Genomic DNA, 14,189 nt, shown 5'->3' with positions numbered 1-14,189 from the left:
TAAAATTACGAAATTCTAAATCGATTTGCGGTTCAATTTCAGAACCATTTTTTCTTGAGCATCAGACGAACTACGGAAAAGAATTCCCGGGTCATGTTCTTTTTCACCGATTCGATCGGGCGATAATACGAAATCGGAATTTCGATACAACGCATATAGGAACGAACCGTTTCCATCATCAACTCGGGAATGATTCTCTGATCCTTCATTTCCAGATCCGGCTCGATCTTTTTATAAGAATCTTTCCAGATCGCAAAGTAAGAACACATCGCGTCCGTAAAACGCGGCTCCATTCCCCACCAAAAAACCTCGATGAGTTTGCCGAGAATCAAATTGATTACGCGGACTCCGGGCAGAAGATTGGAACCTTGTTCGATCATCTGTCTTGTGGTTCTCGTCCCGATCACCATGTCCGAGTCTTTTAAGTATTCCAGAAGTTTCGGATAATCCTTGGATCGGTAAGAACCGTCCGGAGTGACGACGATCGTGATATCCCCCGACGCGGCGTCGATCCCTCGACGTATCTGGTCGCCGAAAAGATCCGCGTTTTCCGCCGATTCCTTTTCGGGTCGATAGGAAATCACTTTAGCTTTTTCTTTTTTAGAAATTTCTAATGTTTTGTCCGTCGAACCCGCGTCGACCACGATGATCTCGTCCACCTTTCCCTGAAAATCCACGATCACGTCCGCGATCGATCTTTCGTTGTTCTTGGTAGGAACGATCAAAGTCGTTTTAAAACGGGCGAATTCCTCGTTACGGATCTCATACACCGCGTGGTGATAATCCTGCATCGAGTTGATGTTGAAGTATTCCACGTTCAAAGAAGTCGCGTAGACCTTTCCGCTGTCCTTTGCCATATGATCGATCACGTCGGTGATTTCGATCACTCCGCTTTTTGCGGAAGGCGGAGTCTTCTTGAAATATTCGAAAAAGGCCGGAGTAAAAAGATAACTTCCCAAACCCAAAAGATCGTTCGGAGGATCGGAAGGTTTTTCCACGAGTTCGAGAATTCGATCCCCTTTGAGTTCCACGGAATAATTCTTTCTGATTCTCGAAAGAAGAGAAGTCTTTTGAACTCCGATGGAAGCGACGAGCTTCGGATATTTGCGGAACGTATCCGTGAACTTTTTATGATCGGGATGAAAGTAAAACTCGTCCCCGAGAATGGTGATAAACGGAGAATGGATTTGAGATTCGAGACTGGCGATATCGCTCGCGAGCCCTTTTGTGGTCCAAGGGGATGGAATGATTTCTATGTTCTTATATTTGTTTTGGATTTTTTCGATTTCGGAAATCACCATCTCTTTGAGGTGACCGACTAAAACGTAAATCTTTTTGACCTTGAACGTGCTCTGCATCAGCTCGACGTTGCGTTCTAGGATCGTTTTGCCCTGAAATTCGAATAAGGGTTTGGGAATGAAGGTAGTTCTGGGATAGGCTCTCGTCCCTTTTCCCGCGGCCGCGATCACTCCAACTTCAATCTTTTCCACTGGAGATACGCTATTTTTACGGGCCTACGGTGTCAAAAAGGATTTAGGAGGCTTGATTGCGTACCAAGGAAGCGCGGATTCGGAGAAGATTGTTTTTGATTCTTCTCTTTTGATCGTCCGAAAGAAAGATTTCGTTTCTTTCGGCTCTTTGAATGACCAAGTCCGCCTTGGTCACGAACTCGATCGCCGCGTCGTCCAAGGATTCCCTGTTTTTCTGTTTCTCTCGAAACACGTTCAGAGCCCTTTGGACTTCCATCAATTCTTGAGTGACGTTTTTGATTTCAAGATCCGAATTCATCGTATTGTACTCTCAATTTGAAATTCGGTCATAAAATCCCTTTTCTGTACAGAAGAATTTTCGGAATCTCAGGCTTGGTATAAGATTTCCGATTTCAGTCGTAAAGAACGTCTATGTATTTCTTCTTCGCTTCCAAATGTTCCTTGAGGGTTTTTGCGAAGTAGTGATACCCGTCCCCTTTCAAAAGGAAGAATAGATATTCGGATTCTTTCGGATAAAACGCGGCTTCGAGCGCGGGAAATCCGGGATTGGAAATCGGTCCGGGCGGGAATCCCTTGTTTAAATACGTATTGTACGGAGAAACGATCTTTAGGTCCTTTTCGAAAATACGGCTATGAGGTTTGTCAAAAAGATATTGAATCGTCGCGCAGGATTCGAGGGGCATATCGCGTTTCAGACGGTTGTTGAATACTCCCGCCATCAAAGGTCTTTCCTCGTTTCGTTTCGCTTCTCTTTCTACGACCGAAGCGAGAATTACGAATTTATGAAGTTCCGCAGGGGAAAGATTCTTTGCTTTGTCGATCTTGGAGGATCTAACATAGAATCTTTTGATCATCATTCTTACGATTTTATCCACGGGAAAATTGATCGGAACGCTGTAAGTTTCCGGAAATAAATATCCTTCCGCGGAAGAAGCGGGGATTTTAAATTCTCTTAAGAGTTCCGGTTCGCTCGCGGCCAAAAGAAAATCCTGACGTTTGGATATGATCTTTTTGGATGCGAGAAGATCTCCGATCTGACGGTTGTTATAACCTTCGGGAATGGTGAAGTTTACGAGTTTGACTTTTCCTTCGGTAATCACCTGAAGAATTTTTCTCGAATCCATTCCGTCGTTGATCTCGTAAAGACCTTGTTTGATCTTTCCCGCGCTTCGGGTAAAACGCACCAAGTAAAGAAAGTATTTCGTGGACTTGATCATCCCGTGTGTGGAAAGAGTTTCCACGATCTTTCCGGGGGTGTCGCCGGATTCGATGAGAAGATCGATTTTGGTCTGACCGGATCCGACCGCTCCTCCTTTGAGTTCGTCTACGACGAAGAAGGTGGTGATCCCGATCAAAAGTAAAACTCCGAGCGTAAGTCCGGAGAAAATCAAAAGTTTCTTAAGATTCATAATTCCATTTATTCCTTCGACAGGTTTTCAAAACGATCCAGGGTCAGAATGTAATTTTAATTCTTTTCTGGAAGAAAATTTCTGGGAACCGGAAGCGGTTTCCATTCTCCTCCGGAAGTTCTTTCCCTAAAAAAACAACTGTAGTATCCTTCGTGACAGGCCGCCACTTCCTGTTCCACTTGATAGACCAAAAAACTGCGATCCGGCGGGGTGAGAATCCCGAGAATTTTTTGAGTATGTCCCGAGGTATCCCCTTTTTTCCAGAGTTGATTTCTGGATCGGCTGAAGTAATGGGCGAATCCGGTTTCCAAAGTAAGCCTTTGACTTTCTTTGTTTCCGAACGCCTGCATGAGAATTTGTCCTTGGGCGTCGACGGCGACCACGGGAATCATTTCGTTTTCGGGGAGTTCGAGGAGTTCCCGCGTTTTTTCAAAGTTCAAAGGTTTGAATCCGGGGTGAACAAACAAAACCGTATCCTCGTCGCAGTCCACTTCTTCTTTGGATCCTTGTGGAAGTCGGCTTCTGTACCCGGACAATTCTTCTTCTGGAATTCGGGTTAAGGAAGAAATCGAGCGGCTCGGCTCTTGGATTTGTAGGATCGTAATTTTGCGAGAACTCATAGCGTTTTTGAAAATGTAGAAACTCCTTCGTTTTCGGGAAGAACAGCCGGAATACAACCGAAGTTGTCGCCTTACCGGAAAATGTGGGAACTCCTAGAACCAAGGTTTTTGAAATTCGACTCCAGTCCATTGGAAATGGAGAATTTGTCGTTCCAACCGGTGTAGGAACTCCTTCGTTTTTAACAATTACCACAAAGGCTCCCCAGCCTCTTCGAAAATGTAGGAACTCCCACTTTCTTGGACTACCGAATCGGTCCAAAGATCATCTTTGATTGCTTTTTTAAGGAACATAAGAATCTTACAAAAACATGTTAGAAGCCGCACTCATCGTATTGGCGCTTTCCTCCATGAGTTCTCTCGGATTGGAATTGATCCCGGAATCCTTGGATTCGATTCGGAAAACCGCGCTCACCGGCTTCGGAGTTTGTCTGCTCAACTTAATCGCGCTCCCGATTCTTGCGTTTTTTCTTTGTAAAATATTCTCGCTTTCTTACTCGGTCAGCTTGGGAATTTTTCTCAGCGCCAGTTCCGGCGGAGGAGCTTCGGCGGGACTTTTTATTCTCAAAGCGAAAGGAGCTCCCGCGACCGGAGCCGTTCTACTCAGCCTATTGAATTTTATAAGTCTTTTTACAGCGCCGCTTTTATTGACCCTTTATTCCGGAAGTTCGTTTTCGGAACTCGGACAAACCTTTTCTTCTCTACCGAAACTATTGACGATCGGTCTTGTTTTTTTCGGATTTCCGCTCGGGGTCGGAATTTGGCTTCGTAGAAAAAAGGAAAAACAAGCGCTGAAGATTCTTCCCTATCTATTAAGAATCAGTAATATATCTCTGGCCGTTTCCATTTTTTATCTCGGATTCAAATATTGGCGGGAAATTCTGGAATTCGGAATCCCGGTTTGGATCGTTCTTTTTCTTTTGATCGGAATTTCTTTTACGAGCGGACTTTATCTCTTTCGGGAAAAATCCGAGGACAGAAGGAGTATCGGAATCGTAAGCGGAATTCGAAATCTTTCCCTGGCGCTTTTGCTTGCGCAGGAACAATCCGGGGATCCGAAGGTTTTGATTTCGATTTTACTTTACGGTTTTATCATGTATTTGATCGCATTTCCGGCTTCCTTATTTTGGAGCCGTTGGAAAAGAATTCCGATTTTATAATATATCGGAACACCGAAGCTCGAGTGCAAACATACGAACGCGCAGGCGCACATACGAACAAGGGGAGAATCCGATTCTCCCCTTACGATCGATTTGCCGTTTTCTACGCGGCCTCCCTTTCCTTTCTGCTCGGAAGACCGTCGAACCGAACCGTATGACCCACCACTTTCATTCTGCTTCGATTGCTTCCGTCCTGAGCCTTCCAACGATCCTGACGAAGTTCTCCGATGACGGTCGCCTTCTTCCCTTTTTTTAAGTATTCGTGCGCGTTCACATCTCTCTTCTACATTCCCCAATTTCTGTAGTCTAAGGGAGCGAGGTTTTGATTTTGATTTACCATAAACCCGAATTAGCTCATCTAAACCATACACTCGAATAGCTTTTAATGCTGAATATTCATTTAAATAAAGCTGACTGTTCTCAGGTTTAAAATAACTGTATGATGCTAAGAAAGAATATTTGATGGAACGTTGTGTACCCTCTGACGTTTGGTTATTAATCCCATCTTTACTCCAACGATTCTTAGCCCATATACTTCTCTTACCGTCTTTAGCTCTAGCAGAATGGTTAATTGATCTGAAGTTTCTATTGTATCGATTCATCCAAGGATAACCTTCATCAGCGAACAAAGGAGTATTCTCAGGAAGAAAATCAAAGAGAGGATGTAGAGTCGCTTGTTTCTGATCAGGAACAGAATTTAAAATAATACCTCTTCCTTTAATAGCGATCGTGTTGATTAAACTTCCAATTTGATAAACACCTTTCTTCTCAGCTACCTTGTCTGTTAAATAGATACTAGCTGTTTGTCCATTGTGCTTCCTTCTAGCTAAATAACCATTACTACGTTGTGTTGCGCTAAACAGAGCTAAAGTATCGGTGTGAACAACTGGTTTACCTTCGATAAACTTGCTTAAATCGCCTGATTCTGGCAGATTTTTACCTTTCCAGGCTTTCTTAATATCCTCTACCATAAGAGCTTTTACCGAAGGAATCATTTCGGAAAGAAACACTTGTAAGCGTCGTTTTAAAAGAAGTGCAGTTGTATTACTTACACACAATTTCCTTTGTATCTCAGCAGAAGATAAACCTAATGGAAATCTTTGGATAGCTTCTATTAATATATAAGAGAAAGTCCATAAAGGTACTTTCAGATGATGTAATGGTGTTCCAACAGTTCTCGATCCATGATAGTTACATTCAGGACAAAGAATCGCATTCTCTCTAGTAGAGATATCTTTAGTTAAGAGAACATTACAGGTAGGACAAGTCTTTGGGTAGAAGTTAGTTAATAGAGACTTTGTAAGATTAGTATAGTAGTTAATGTTAATATGAGGGAACTTAGAGTTAAAACGATCTTTAGCTGTGAAAGGTTTTAGTTTAGAAGATTTGTTTTTGGTGGAGGATACTTTTGGCGAAGGCTCTTTAGTTGGTGTCAGGCGGTCAACGCATTCCCCGTTTTTATGGACATGGGAAAAAATCGACGAGCCAAGGACGTTTCGAAGAAACGTGTTGGGGAGTGGGATTTTTTCGTTTGGGGAATAAAAACGGGGAATGCGTTCACCGCCTGACGCTCCCAAATTTCTATATCCACAAAGGAAACATCGCCGGGATCTTCCGGCGTGGATCGATAGTCGTGATTGACCGCTAAAGTAAAGGTCGCGACGCTTTTGCCGTTGCCGAGAGTTTTGATTTCCGGATCGGAAGTGAGATTTCCGTCCAGAATGATATGCGCTAAGTTTTTCATTCTTCTTACTCCTGCGAGGGGAAAACTCTCCCTCGCTGGAAACGGTTCCGGGGAAGAATCGCACGGAACGTTTTTTAAGATTTTTTTTCGGAAGAATGGAAAAAGAACGGAAAGAATTTTATTTTTCACTGAGAACCTTGTCGAACGTTCCAAGTTCGAAACCGCAAAGAAACGAAAGAACGCAGGCGGCAAAACCCCGACTACAACATCGAAAGATTTTTCCGATCGGATTCCCGCAAAGTATTCAGTTCGATTTTGAGTCTTTCCAAATCCCCCGAACCCTTGGCGCGATAAACTCCGCGCAGATAATTCTTCTTATCGAGAAGATAAACGTTCTCCGTATGAACGAAGTCGTTGAGATCGTCCTTTCCTTGGATGACTTTTATGTCCGCGCCGAATTGGTTCCGCGCCATGTTGTAGATCGTTTTCTTTGCACCCGTGAGAAAAACCCAATTCTCCTGACGGATTCTATATTGGTTTCTGAATTTTTTAAGAACCTCCACGGTGTCGAGTTCCGGGTTCACCGAAATCGAAACGATCTGAAGATCCGATTGATCCTCGATCTTCGGAATAAAATTCATCATGTTTCGGGTAATCATCGGGCAGATCCCCTTACACTTCGCGTAGAAGAATGTGACTAACGTGTATTTATCCTTGAAATTTCGATTGTTGAATTCCCGGTTTTCGTGGGAAACGAGCGAGAACTCGGGAACCTTTTTGAGATCCTCGGGAAGTTTTCCGTTCTCTTCGGGCCAAAAAGGGTCCATGACTTCGCTTTTAAAATAAGGGAGAATTCCCGCCTTCGGCGCGGACGAATACGTCAACTCGGGATAGAATTTCTCCTGTTGATCTCCGCAGGAAACCGCAAAGAATAACAAAAAAATAGAATATACTAATTTTATAATTTGTTTCATAGAAATCATTCCGTCTTTCGGATCGGTTCGCAGATTTTACTTCCCGGCAAACCCACGGAACTTCCGTCCACCGCGATCACGGTGTTCATATAAATCTGTCCGTTTCGATTCCATTTTTTGGCGACGATCAACTTTCCGTTTTCGTCGAACTTCTCGTAAAGATAGGGTTTGCCCGTATCGTACCATTCCCAACGATCGTTTACGTATTTACCGGAACGAAATTCGGAATACATCCGGTTGTTTCCGTTCGGAAACCAGGATCTGTGAATTCCTTCCTTAAGACCTTTTTTGAAATATCTTTTTTCTAAAACGAAACCTTCCCTGTTCTTGGAAATAAATTCTCCATCGGCGAATCCGTTTCGAAACTGGGTCGTTTGGATTTCTCCTAACGCGGGGATTTCGTTTTTGAGAAAACCGGTGAACGGTTTTTGTTTATAAAAAACCCGATCCTGATATTCGATCAGGTTCGGGTCGGTTTGATCGATCGTTTCCCCTTCTTGACAGCCGCTCGTGAAAACGACAGTCAAGAAAATCGAAAGAACGAAAAGAGATTTAGTTGGAAACACTTCCGATGACACCGTAAAAATAAGAACCCATCAGAGTCTTGATCGTTGCGGTCGAATCCAATACGTAATGATAGTGATAGGTCGGAGTCGAAAAGTGAGTCGTAACTTTTGTGTGGCCGTGTAAAGAGTCCAAATCATTAGGAAAGAAATCGTCTCCCGTCGCAGCGGTTCCGTTGTCGCATTTTTCGCCGTAAACCGCATAACCGTCTAAGATGATTCCGATCAGATTCGCGTCGTTGTTACTAACTTTCGTAACGGCCGCGTGGTGGTGATAAACACCTTGGTTTTGCGGGTGACCGCCGAAATTGTCGAACGTCATCGCTTCTACGGAAAGATTATCGGGAGGAGCCGCGGCGTTGTTGAAGATTGCAAGACCGTTCACGGTGATTCCGATCGCCACAAGTCCGCCTTGTGTGCTCACGGTTCCCGTTCCTTTTGTCGGAGAGGAAGGAATCACATAAACCAATTTTTGAGCGCTGATGGAATTGTTTCCTGCGGGAGTGTTACCGGAAGGAAGGGCCTCGAACAAAGGGGAAGTCGTGCCATAGTAATAACTTTTCGTATTCGGAACATTCTGAGATTTGAATACGTAACTCGAACCGGAAACGAAAGCCGTGGAACATTTGAAGTTATCCTTGATCCAAGACGGAAGAGCGGTATCCATACAAGTCGTCACGCCGGTCACACAACCGGAAGTGGAATCCACGGTCGCGCTACTTTTGGAAACGGTCGTTCCCGTCGTTGCAAGATTTCCGTTACAGAATCCGGTAGCCGCAATCACTCCTAAGGTCGCGATCGTAAGATCGTCGTTGCTGTTGGAATCCTTTTTGCAGACTACGAAAGAAGCCGTGATCAGTAATATTAGAATCGCTTTTTGAATCATGTTTTCTCCTTTTTTTTGAACGTCCGGACATGCGAACGCCCTTTTCAATGGCACTTGAGTATAAGGCAAGGGACGAAAATCGTCGACCGAACAAATCGGCTAAGACTCTTTTTTTTGTCTTTTTTCGGTCAAATACAGAGAAGGCGTCGTTCCCATAATTCTTTTAAAGGATTGATTGAACGTGGATTTGGAATTAAACCCCGCGTCAAAAGCCAAACTGAGAACCGCGATTTTTTCTTCCGGGGAAGAATCCACGAGCCGAATGAATTCGTTCACTCTGTATTCGTTCACGAAGTTGTAGAAATTTGTTTCCAAAATCTCGCTCAGAGCCTGGGTGATATGCGCCCTCGGAAAATTCAAACGATCCGCCAAATGATCGAGGGAGAATTCGCTGTCGAGATAGGGTTTGTCCGTCTTCATATGTTCCTGAACGATTTGAACGTAATTCTTAAGCCTTCCTTCTTCCAAACCGGAACGTTCATACTTTCTTTTTTTGACAAGATCGGAAGAGAGATTTTGTCCGAGCAACCACGCGGAATGAATCATACTCTGACGGATTCCAAAAAGGGAGAATAGAATCGTAAACACAAGAACGTCCCAACCTCGGATCGAAGGAATTCCTCCCCGCGGCGGTCCTCCCGACCCAAGACCCGGCGGAAATCCGGAAAGATGTCCTTCCGGTCCCGCGCCCTGCGGTGGAAGCGGAGATCCATCCCATCCCGATCCCTGCGGGGACAAAGGCGGAGACGGACGAGAATCGTTCCAGAAAAAAGTCAAACCGTGATACGTAACGATTCCCAGAACTAGGACGATCAAAATCTTGAGCCAAGTCCATTGCAGAGATTCCAAAACCGGGTCCACATTCTCCCGTTCGACGCGAGAAACATTCCAATAACTGAATATAGAATAACCGATCAAAGAAACGAACGTGGAGATTTTCAAACCCCAACCTTCCGGTCCGAAAAACAACGAATAGGCGCCGTCCGTATCGGGGAGAATTTTCAAAATCAAAAACAAAACCGTAAAAAACAGATACGGAATAAAATGAATCCAGACCTTCTTTTTGACCCCGATTCCTAAAATGTCCTTGAGATATAAAAAGAACAAAGGCCCGAACAAAAGTTGCGGAATATGAAAGAAATCGAAATAGGCCTTACCGAAACCTCTTCGAAGCAGATGCGCCAAGTGAAGACAACTCAGGGCCAAAAGAAAAAAGACGAACCATCGATCGAAGGAAAATCGGTTTCTTTTAAACCAAAGAATGCAGATGGAAAAAAAAGTGATCGTAAACGAAATCTCGGGAATGGGCAGACCCGGATGATGAGGAGGACCGATCGGCGGCATAAGGAAAGAATATTTTAACCAAATCCAGGATTACAAAACAAAATTCTTATGATCGAAATCAATTTTGAAAGAAATTATTTTTCTTTTCTCTTTCCGAAAAAGGATCAACTTGGCCCCGACGATGACCCAGAAACGGAAAAAATCCGAGATCGTGTTTCAAGCCCGCAACATCGGAAAGATATACAAGATGGGCGAAGTCGAAGTTCCCGCGCTTCACTCCGTGGATCTGGAATTGAATTCGGGAGAATTCGTCGTTCTTTTAGGGCCTTCCGGTTCGGGTAAATCCACTCTTTTGAATATTCTCGGCGGATTGGACACGCCCACGTCGGGAACGGTAAAATTCCAAAATCAAGACCTATTCTCTTCGGACGATACGAACCTCACTCTTTACCGGAGAAATCATATCGGATTCGTATTCCAATTTTATAATCTAATTCCGAGTCTAACCGCTTTGGAAAACGTTTCCCTCGTGACCGAGTTGAGTTCCGATCCGATGAACGCCGAAGAGGCGTTGGGGCTCGTGGATCTTTTGGAAAGAAAGGATCATTTTCCCGCTCAGTTATCCGGAGGAGAACAACAAAGGGTCGCGATCGCAAGAGCCATCGCGAAAAAACCGGACGTTCTTCTTTGCGACGAACCCACGGGCGCCTTGGATTTTAAAACGGGGAGAATCGTACTCGACGCGATTTCAAAAGTGAACTCGGAGCTCGGGACGACGACCGTGGTAATCACGCATAACGCGATCATCGCGCAGATGGCCGATCGAGTCGTCGAGATGCGGGACGGTTCCGTGATCTCGAACAAAAAAAATTCCCGTAAAAAAAGATCGGGAGAATTGAACTGGTGAAAATTCTCGATCGAAAAGTGTTTCGGGAAATGAGAACCTTAAAGACGCAAGGGATCACGATCGCGTTGGTCGTCGCGGCCGGTGTGGGAATTTTTATCGCTTCGAGAAGCGCGTATGATTCTTTGTTTTCCGCGCGGGAAAAATTCTACGCCTCCTCTTATTTCGCACAAGGATTCGTTTCCTTAAAGCGCGCTCCCGAATCGATCCTGAAAGATCTTTCCGACATTCCCGGAATCGGCGCGGCGCGCACGAGAATCGTTCAGGAAGCCGTATTAGATATTCCGAATGAAACCTTGCCCACTTCGGGAAGGTTCGTTTCTCTGACCGAAGGAATCAACGTTCCTTATCTTCGATCGGGCAGACTTCCGAAAGGAGAATCGGAGGTTTTGTTAAGCGAAGCCTTTGCGATCTCCAACAAACTCGTGCCCGGAAACAAGATCGTCGGAATTTTGGAAGGAGAAAAAAGAATTCTCACCGTGGTCGGAATCGCTTTGTCACCCGAATACGTTTATATCTTTCGAGGAACCAATCCTCTTCCCGACGACAAACACTTCGGAATTCTTTGGATGGATCGCAAAGGAATGGAAAACGCCTTCGGGATGATCGGCGCGTTCAACGACGTTGTGTTTACGTTCGCACCCGAAGCGAAAAGAACCTCCGTCTTGAAAAGAATGGATCAAATTCTCGAACCCTATGGAGGATTCGGAGCGTATGATCGGGACAAACTTCCTTCCCATTCTTTTTTGAGGGACGAGTTCAAACAACTGAGAACCATGGCCTATACTCTTCCCATGATTTTTTTGGGAGTCGCCGCATTTCTTTTGCATATCGTTTCCACTCGGATCATCGCGCAGGAACGCGAACAGATCGCGACGCTCAAAGCATTAGGATATTCTGATATGGAAATCGCGGGTCATTATCTGAAGATCATATCCGTAATCAGCGGACTCGGTTCCGTTCTCGGTGTGGTGATCGGATTTTGGCTCGGAGGAGCGATGACGAATCTTTATTCGGAGTATTACCGATTTCCGCATTTGGATTTTCGATTCGATCCCAGTTTGGCGTTGATCGGAATCGCAATCGGAATTTTTTCCGGCGCCTTGGGAACCTCGTATTCCATATTCAAAATTCTTAAATTAGATCCCGCGCAAGCGATGCGACCTCCCGTTCCGGCGAGTTTTAAAAAGAATCCGATCGAAACCTATACGAAATTTCTTTCCACACAATCCAGGATGATTCTTAGAAACCTGACGAGACGTCCCGCGAGAACCTTGATTTCGATCCTGGGAATTTCCACATCCGTTATGATCATGGTATTGGGAATGTTTTCCACGGACGCGGTCAACGCGATGATCGAAATTCAATTCAATCTTTTGCAAAGAGAATCGGTCACCGTTTCCTTTTTAGGGCCGGTTTCCAAAACTGCGGTGGACGAATTCAAAAACGATCCGGGTGTTCTTTCCGCCGAAGGTTATAGAATGATTCCGATCCGAATCCGAGTCGGTCATCTTTCGAAAGAAATTTCCTTACAAGGAATTCCGAGCGACGCAAAACTCAGAAGACTCGTTGGAAAAAAAAGAAACATATTAACGCCGCCAAGTTCCGGAATTTTCTTAAACGAGAACGTGGCCCAAAAACTCGGAATCAAAACCGGCTCACAGATCCAAATGGAAGTCCTCGAAGGAAATCGAAAGAAGATCGTCGTTCGCGTGGACGGACTCGTGGAAGAATTATTGGGTCAAGGCGCTTACATGGATCTCCTCGCGGTCAACCGACTTCTCGGAGAAGGCGAAAGTATAAACCTCATCGCGCTCCGAACGGACGCAAAGGAAGAATCGAATCTTCTTTCCAGACTGAAGGAAGTTCCGAAAATCTCGGGCATCTCCACAAGAGAAGGAAGTCTAAAAGTTTTTTCCGATACGATGGCGAGAAGCACGCTCGCAACCACGGTGATTCTATTCGTATTCGCGGCGGTCATCTCGATCGGGGTCGTCTACAATACGGCGATGATCTCTCTTTCGGAAAGAATTTTCGAACTCGGCAGTTTAAGAATATTAGGTTTTACTAAAGAAGAAGTGTTTCGGATCCTCGCCGGAGAATTGGGTTTCGAAATTCTCGCGTCCTTACCGATCGGATGTGTATTGGGTTATTCGTGCGCTTATCTTCTGATGAACACGGTCGAAACGGAAGGTTTTAAAATTCCTTTGATCATATCCTATCGAACCTATGTCATCGCGATTTTTACGACCTTGGGAACCGCGGTTCTCAGTTACTTCATATTGTATTCTAAGATAAAAACGATGGATCTTCTCAGCGTATTGAAGATCAGGGAATAATCATGGACTTAAAGCAGACATTGGATAAAATTCTTTCGGATCGAAGATTCAGAATCGGCGCGATCGTTTTGATTGTGATCTTGTTCCTGTGGTTTTTGCTCAGACCCAAACCGGTCGTTTCGGAAACCGCAAAAGTGATCCGAGGAACGTATCAACAGATCGTGGAAGAGGAAGGGATCACGAGGGTTCGTGAAAAGTTTACGATCTATTCTCCCGTAAACGGAGTTCTAAAAAGAATCCACAAACACGCGGGAGAATCCGTTACAAAAGGAGAAATTCTTGCGGTCGTAAAATGGGATTACGATCGGACCGTGACGTCGCCTATCAACGGTAAGGTGCTGAAAGTTCTCAGAGAAAGCGAAGGTCCGATCGAAATGGGAGGTCCTCTTCTCGAAGTGGGCAACACCGATCAGATGGAAATCGCCGTGGAAGTTCTCACACAAGAAGCGGTTCATCTTCATCCGGGCAACGTCGTAGAAATCGAAGGATGGGGCGGAGAAAAACTCGAAGGCAAACTCAAACTCGTGGAACCCGCCGCGTTTACGAAAGTTTCCTCCTTAGGCGTGGAAGAACAAAGAGTCAGAGCCATCGTGGATTTTAATCCTCCTTCGGAAATGGGAGAAGGGTTTCAAGTCCGGTGCAAAATCGTAAGCGAAAAAAAGGAGAATCAAATCATCGCGCCGACCGCGGCCTTGTTTCGAGAGGGAGAGGATTGGTTCGTGTTTCGAGTGTCGAAGAACAAGGTTCATAAGACAAAAGTAATATTAGAATCGAGAAGCGGAGAGAACGCGTTGATCCGGGAAGGACTCGGAGAAGGCGACGAGGTAGTCTTGTTTCCCGGAGAAGGGATCACGGAAGGAGTGCAAATACGTTAAAGTT

Annotated in this window: 13 protein-coding genes and 1 pseudogene; 4 read left to right on the top strand and 10 right to left on the bottom strand. The window is 44.9% G+C overall.

Annotation, left to right across the window (positions count from 1 at the left end):
• Positions 1-38: 38 nt before the first annotated feature.
• The 4 genes from LEP1GSC052_RS19305 to LEP1GSC052_RS19290 all read right to left on the bottom strand — a co-directional run bounded on the left by LEP1GSC052_RS19305 (position 39) and on the right by LEP1GSC052_RS19290 (position 3,519).
• Complete coding sequence (locus tag LEP1GSC052_RS19305) at positions 39-1,469, bottom strand: sugar phosphate nucleotidyltransferase (protein ID WP_040913215.1); 1,431 nt, start codon at positions 1,467-1,469, stop codon at positions 39-41.
• 64 nt (positions 1,470-1,533) lie between these two features.
• Positions 1,534-1,788 carry a hypothetical protein gene (locus LEP1GSC052_RS19300; protein ID WP_010576031.1) on the bottom strand — a complete coding sequence of 85 codons (255 nt, stop codon included), beginning with the start codon at positions 1,786-1,788 and terminating at the stop codon, positions 1,534-1,536.
• Positions 1,789-1,882: 94 nt separating this feature from the next.
• Positions 1,883-2,899, bottom strand: coding sequence for an endolytic transglycosylase MltG (gene mltG / locus LEP1GSC052_RS19295; RefSeq protein WP_010576032.1), 1,017 nt, complete (start codon positions 2,897-2,899; stop codon positions 1,883-1,885).
• A gap of 56 nt (positions 2,900-2,955) precedes the next feature.
• Positions 2,956-3,519 (bottom strand): phosphoribosyl-AMP cyclohydrolase, encoded by a 564-nt coding sequence (locus LEP1GSC052_RS19290; RefSeq protein ID WP_040913741.1) that lies wholly within the window; start codon positions 3,517-3,519, stop codon positions 2,956-2,958.
• 308 nt (positions 3,520-3,827) lie between these two features.
• Here LEP1GSC052_RS19290 and LEP1GSC052_RS19285 point away from each other — a divergent pair, with 308 nt between their 5' ends.
• On the top strand, positions 3,828-4,676 hold the full coding sequence (locus tag LEP1GSC052_RS19285; RefSeq protein WP_010576034.1) for a bile acid:sodium symporter family protein: 849 nt from the start codon (positions 3,828-3,830) through the stop codon (positions 4,674-4,676).
• A gap of 103 nt (positions 4,677-4,779) precedes the next feature.
• Here LEP1GSC052_RS19285 and LEP1GSC052_RS19280 read toward each other — a convergent pair.
• The 6 genes and pseudogenes from LEP1GSC052_RS19280 to LEP1GSC052_RS19255 all read right to left on the bottom strand — a co-directional run.
• Positions 4,780-4,959, bottom strand: a pseudogene (locus LEP1GSC052_RS19280) (single-stranded DNA-binding protein); the annotation flags it as partial.
• A 1,149-nt stretch (positions 4,960-6,108) separates the two neighbouring features.
• Entirely contained in the window at positions 6,109-6,420 is a 312-nt protein-coding gene (locus tag LEP1GSC052_RS21755; protein ID WP_084492279.1) for a single-stranded DNA-binding protein, read from the bottom strand.
• A 200-nt stretch (positions 6,421-6,620) separates the two neighbouring features.
• Positions 6,621-7,343, bottom strand: a complete 723-nt coding sequence (locus LEP1GSC052_RS19270; RefSeq protein WP_010572624.1) for an SCO family protein — start codon at positions 7,341-7,343, stop codon at positions 6,621-6,623.
• A complete protein-coding gene (locus LEP1GSC052_RS19265) occupies positions 7,340-7,900 on the bottom strand; it encodes a toxin-antitoxin system YwqK family antitoxin (RefSeq protein WP_010572625.1) in 561 nt (186 codons plus the stop codon). The genes LEP1GSC052_RS19270 and LEP1GSC052_RS19265 overlap by 4 nt, the downstream gene beginning before the upstream one ends.
• On the bottom strand, positions 7,887-8,783 hold the full coding sequence (locus LEP1GSC052_RS19260) for a YHYH protein (protein ID WP_020985914.1): 897 nt from the start codon (positions 8,781-8,783) through the stop codon (positions 7,887-7,889). The genes LEP1GSC052_RS19265 and LEP1GSC052_RS19260 overlap by 14 nt, the downstream gene beginning before the upstream one ends.
• A 99-nt stretch (positions 8,784-8,882) precedes the next feature.
• Entirely contained in the window at positions 8,883-10,127 is a 1,245-nt protein-coding gene (locus tag LEP1GSC052_RS19255; RefSeq protein ID WP_020985565.1) for a helix-turn-helix domain-containing protein, read from the bottom strand.
• Positions 10,128-10,248: 121 nt separating this feature from the next.
• Between LEP1GSC052_RS19255 and LEP1GSC052_RS19250 the strand changes: the two genes are divergently transcribed.
• The 3 genes from LEP1GSC052_RS19250 to LEP1GSC052_RS19240 are packed head-to-tail and all read left to right on the top strand — an operon-like array spanning position 10,249 to position 14,185.
• A complete protein-coding gene (locus LEP1GSC052_RS19250; RefSeq protein WP_040913737.1) occupies positions 10,249-10,974 on the top strand; it encodes an ABC transporter ATP-binding protein in 726 nt (241 codons plus the stop codon).
• The gene (locus tag LEP1GSC052_RS19245; protein WP_020986566.1) at positions 10,971-13,310 is read left to right on the top strand and encodes an ABC transporter permease; all 2,340 of its coding nucleotides are present in this window, start codon (positions 10,971-10,973) and stop codon (positions 13,308-13,310) included. Before LEP1GSC052_RS19250 ends, LEP1GSC052_RS19245 begins: the two co-directional genes overlap by 4 nt.
• Before the next feature lie 2 nt (positions 13,311-13,312).
• Positions 13,313-14,185: an efflux RND transporter periplasmic adaptor subunit gene (locus LEP1GSC052_RS19240; protein WP_010572631.1), complete on the top strand. Its 873-nt coding sequence runs from the start codon at positions 13,313-13,315 to the stop codon at positions 14,183-14,185.
• Positions 14,186-14,189: the final 4 nt, after the last annotated feature.

The sequence above is a fragment of the Leptospira kmetyi serovar Malaysia str. Bejo-Iso9 genome (genome assembly GCF_000243735.2).
Classification (GTDB): Bacteria; Spirochaetota; Leptospiria; order Leptospirales; family Leptospiraceae; genus Leptospira; species Leptospira kmetyi.
This window is presented reverse-complemented; position numbering and strand designations above follow the sequence as displayed.

What these genes read in the sequence shown, in the direction of transcription:
- LEP1GSC052_RS19260 (WP_020985914.1), bottom strand. Translation starts at nt 8,783, where the DNA reads ATGATTCAAAAAGCGATTCTAATATTACTGATCACGGCTTCTTTCGTA.
- LEP1GSC052_RS19250 (WP_040913737.1), top strand. Translation starts at nt 10,249, where the DNA reads ATGACCCAGAAACGGAAAAAATCCGAGATCGTGTTTCAAGCCCGCAAC.
- LEP1GSC052_RS19300 (WP_010576031.1), bottom strand. Translation starts at nt 1,788, where the DNA reads ATGAATTCGGATCTTGAAATCAAAAACGTCACTCAAGAATTGATGGAA.
- mltG (WP_010576032.1), bottom strand. Translation starts at nt 2,899, where the DNA reads ATGAATCTTAAGAAACTTTTGATTTTCTCCGGACTTACGCTCGGAGTT.
- LEP1GSC052_RS19285 (WP_010576034.1), top strand. Translation starts at nt 3,828, where the DNA reads ATGTTAGAAGCCGCACTCATCGTATTGGCGCTTTCCTCCATGAGTTCT.
- LEP1GSC052_RS21755 (WP_084492279.1), bottom strand. Translation starts at nt 6,420, where the DNA reads ATGAAAAACTTAGCGCATATCATTCTGGACGGAAATCTCACTTCCGAT.
- LEP1GSC052_RS19255 (WP_020985565.1), bottom strand. Translation starts at nt 10,127, where the DNA reads ATGCCGCCGATCGGTCCTCCTCATCATCCGGGTCTGCCCATTCCCGAG.
- LEP1GSC052_RS19240 (WP_010572631.1), top strand. Translation starts at nt 13,313, where the DNA reads ATGGACTTAAAGCAGACATTGGATAAAATTCTTTCGGATCGAAGATTC.
- LEP1GSC052_RS19290 (WP_040913741.1), bottom strand. Translation starts at nt 3,519, where the DNA reads ATGAGTTCTCGCAAAATTACGATCCTACAAATCCAAGAGCCGAGCCGC.
- LEP1GSC052_RS19270 (WP_010572624.1), bottom strand. Translation starts at nt 7,343, where the DNA reads ATGATTTCTATGAAACAAATTATAAAATTAGTATATTCTATTTTTTTG.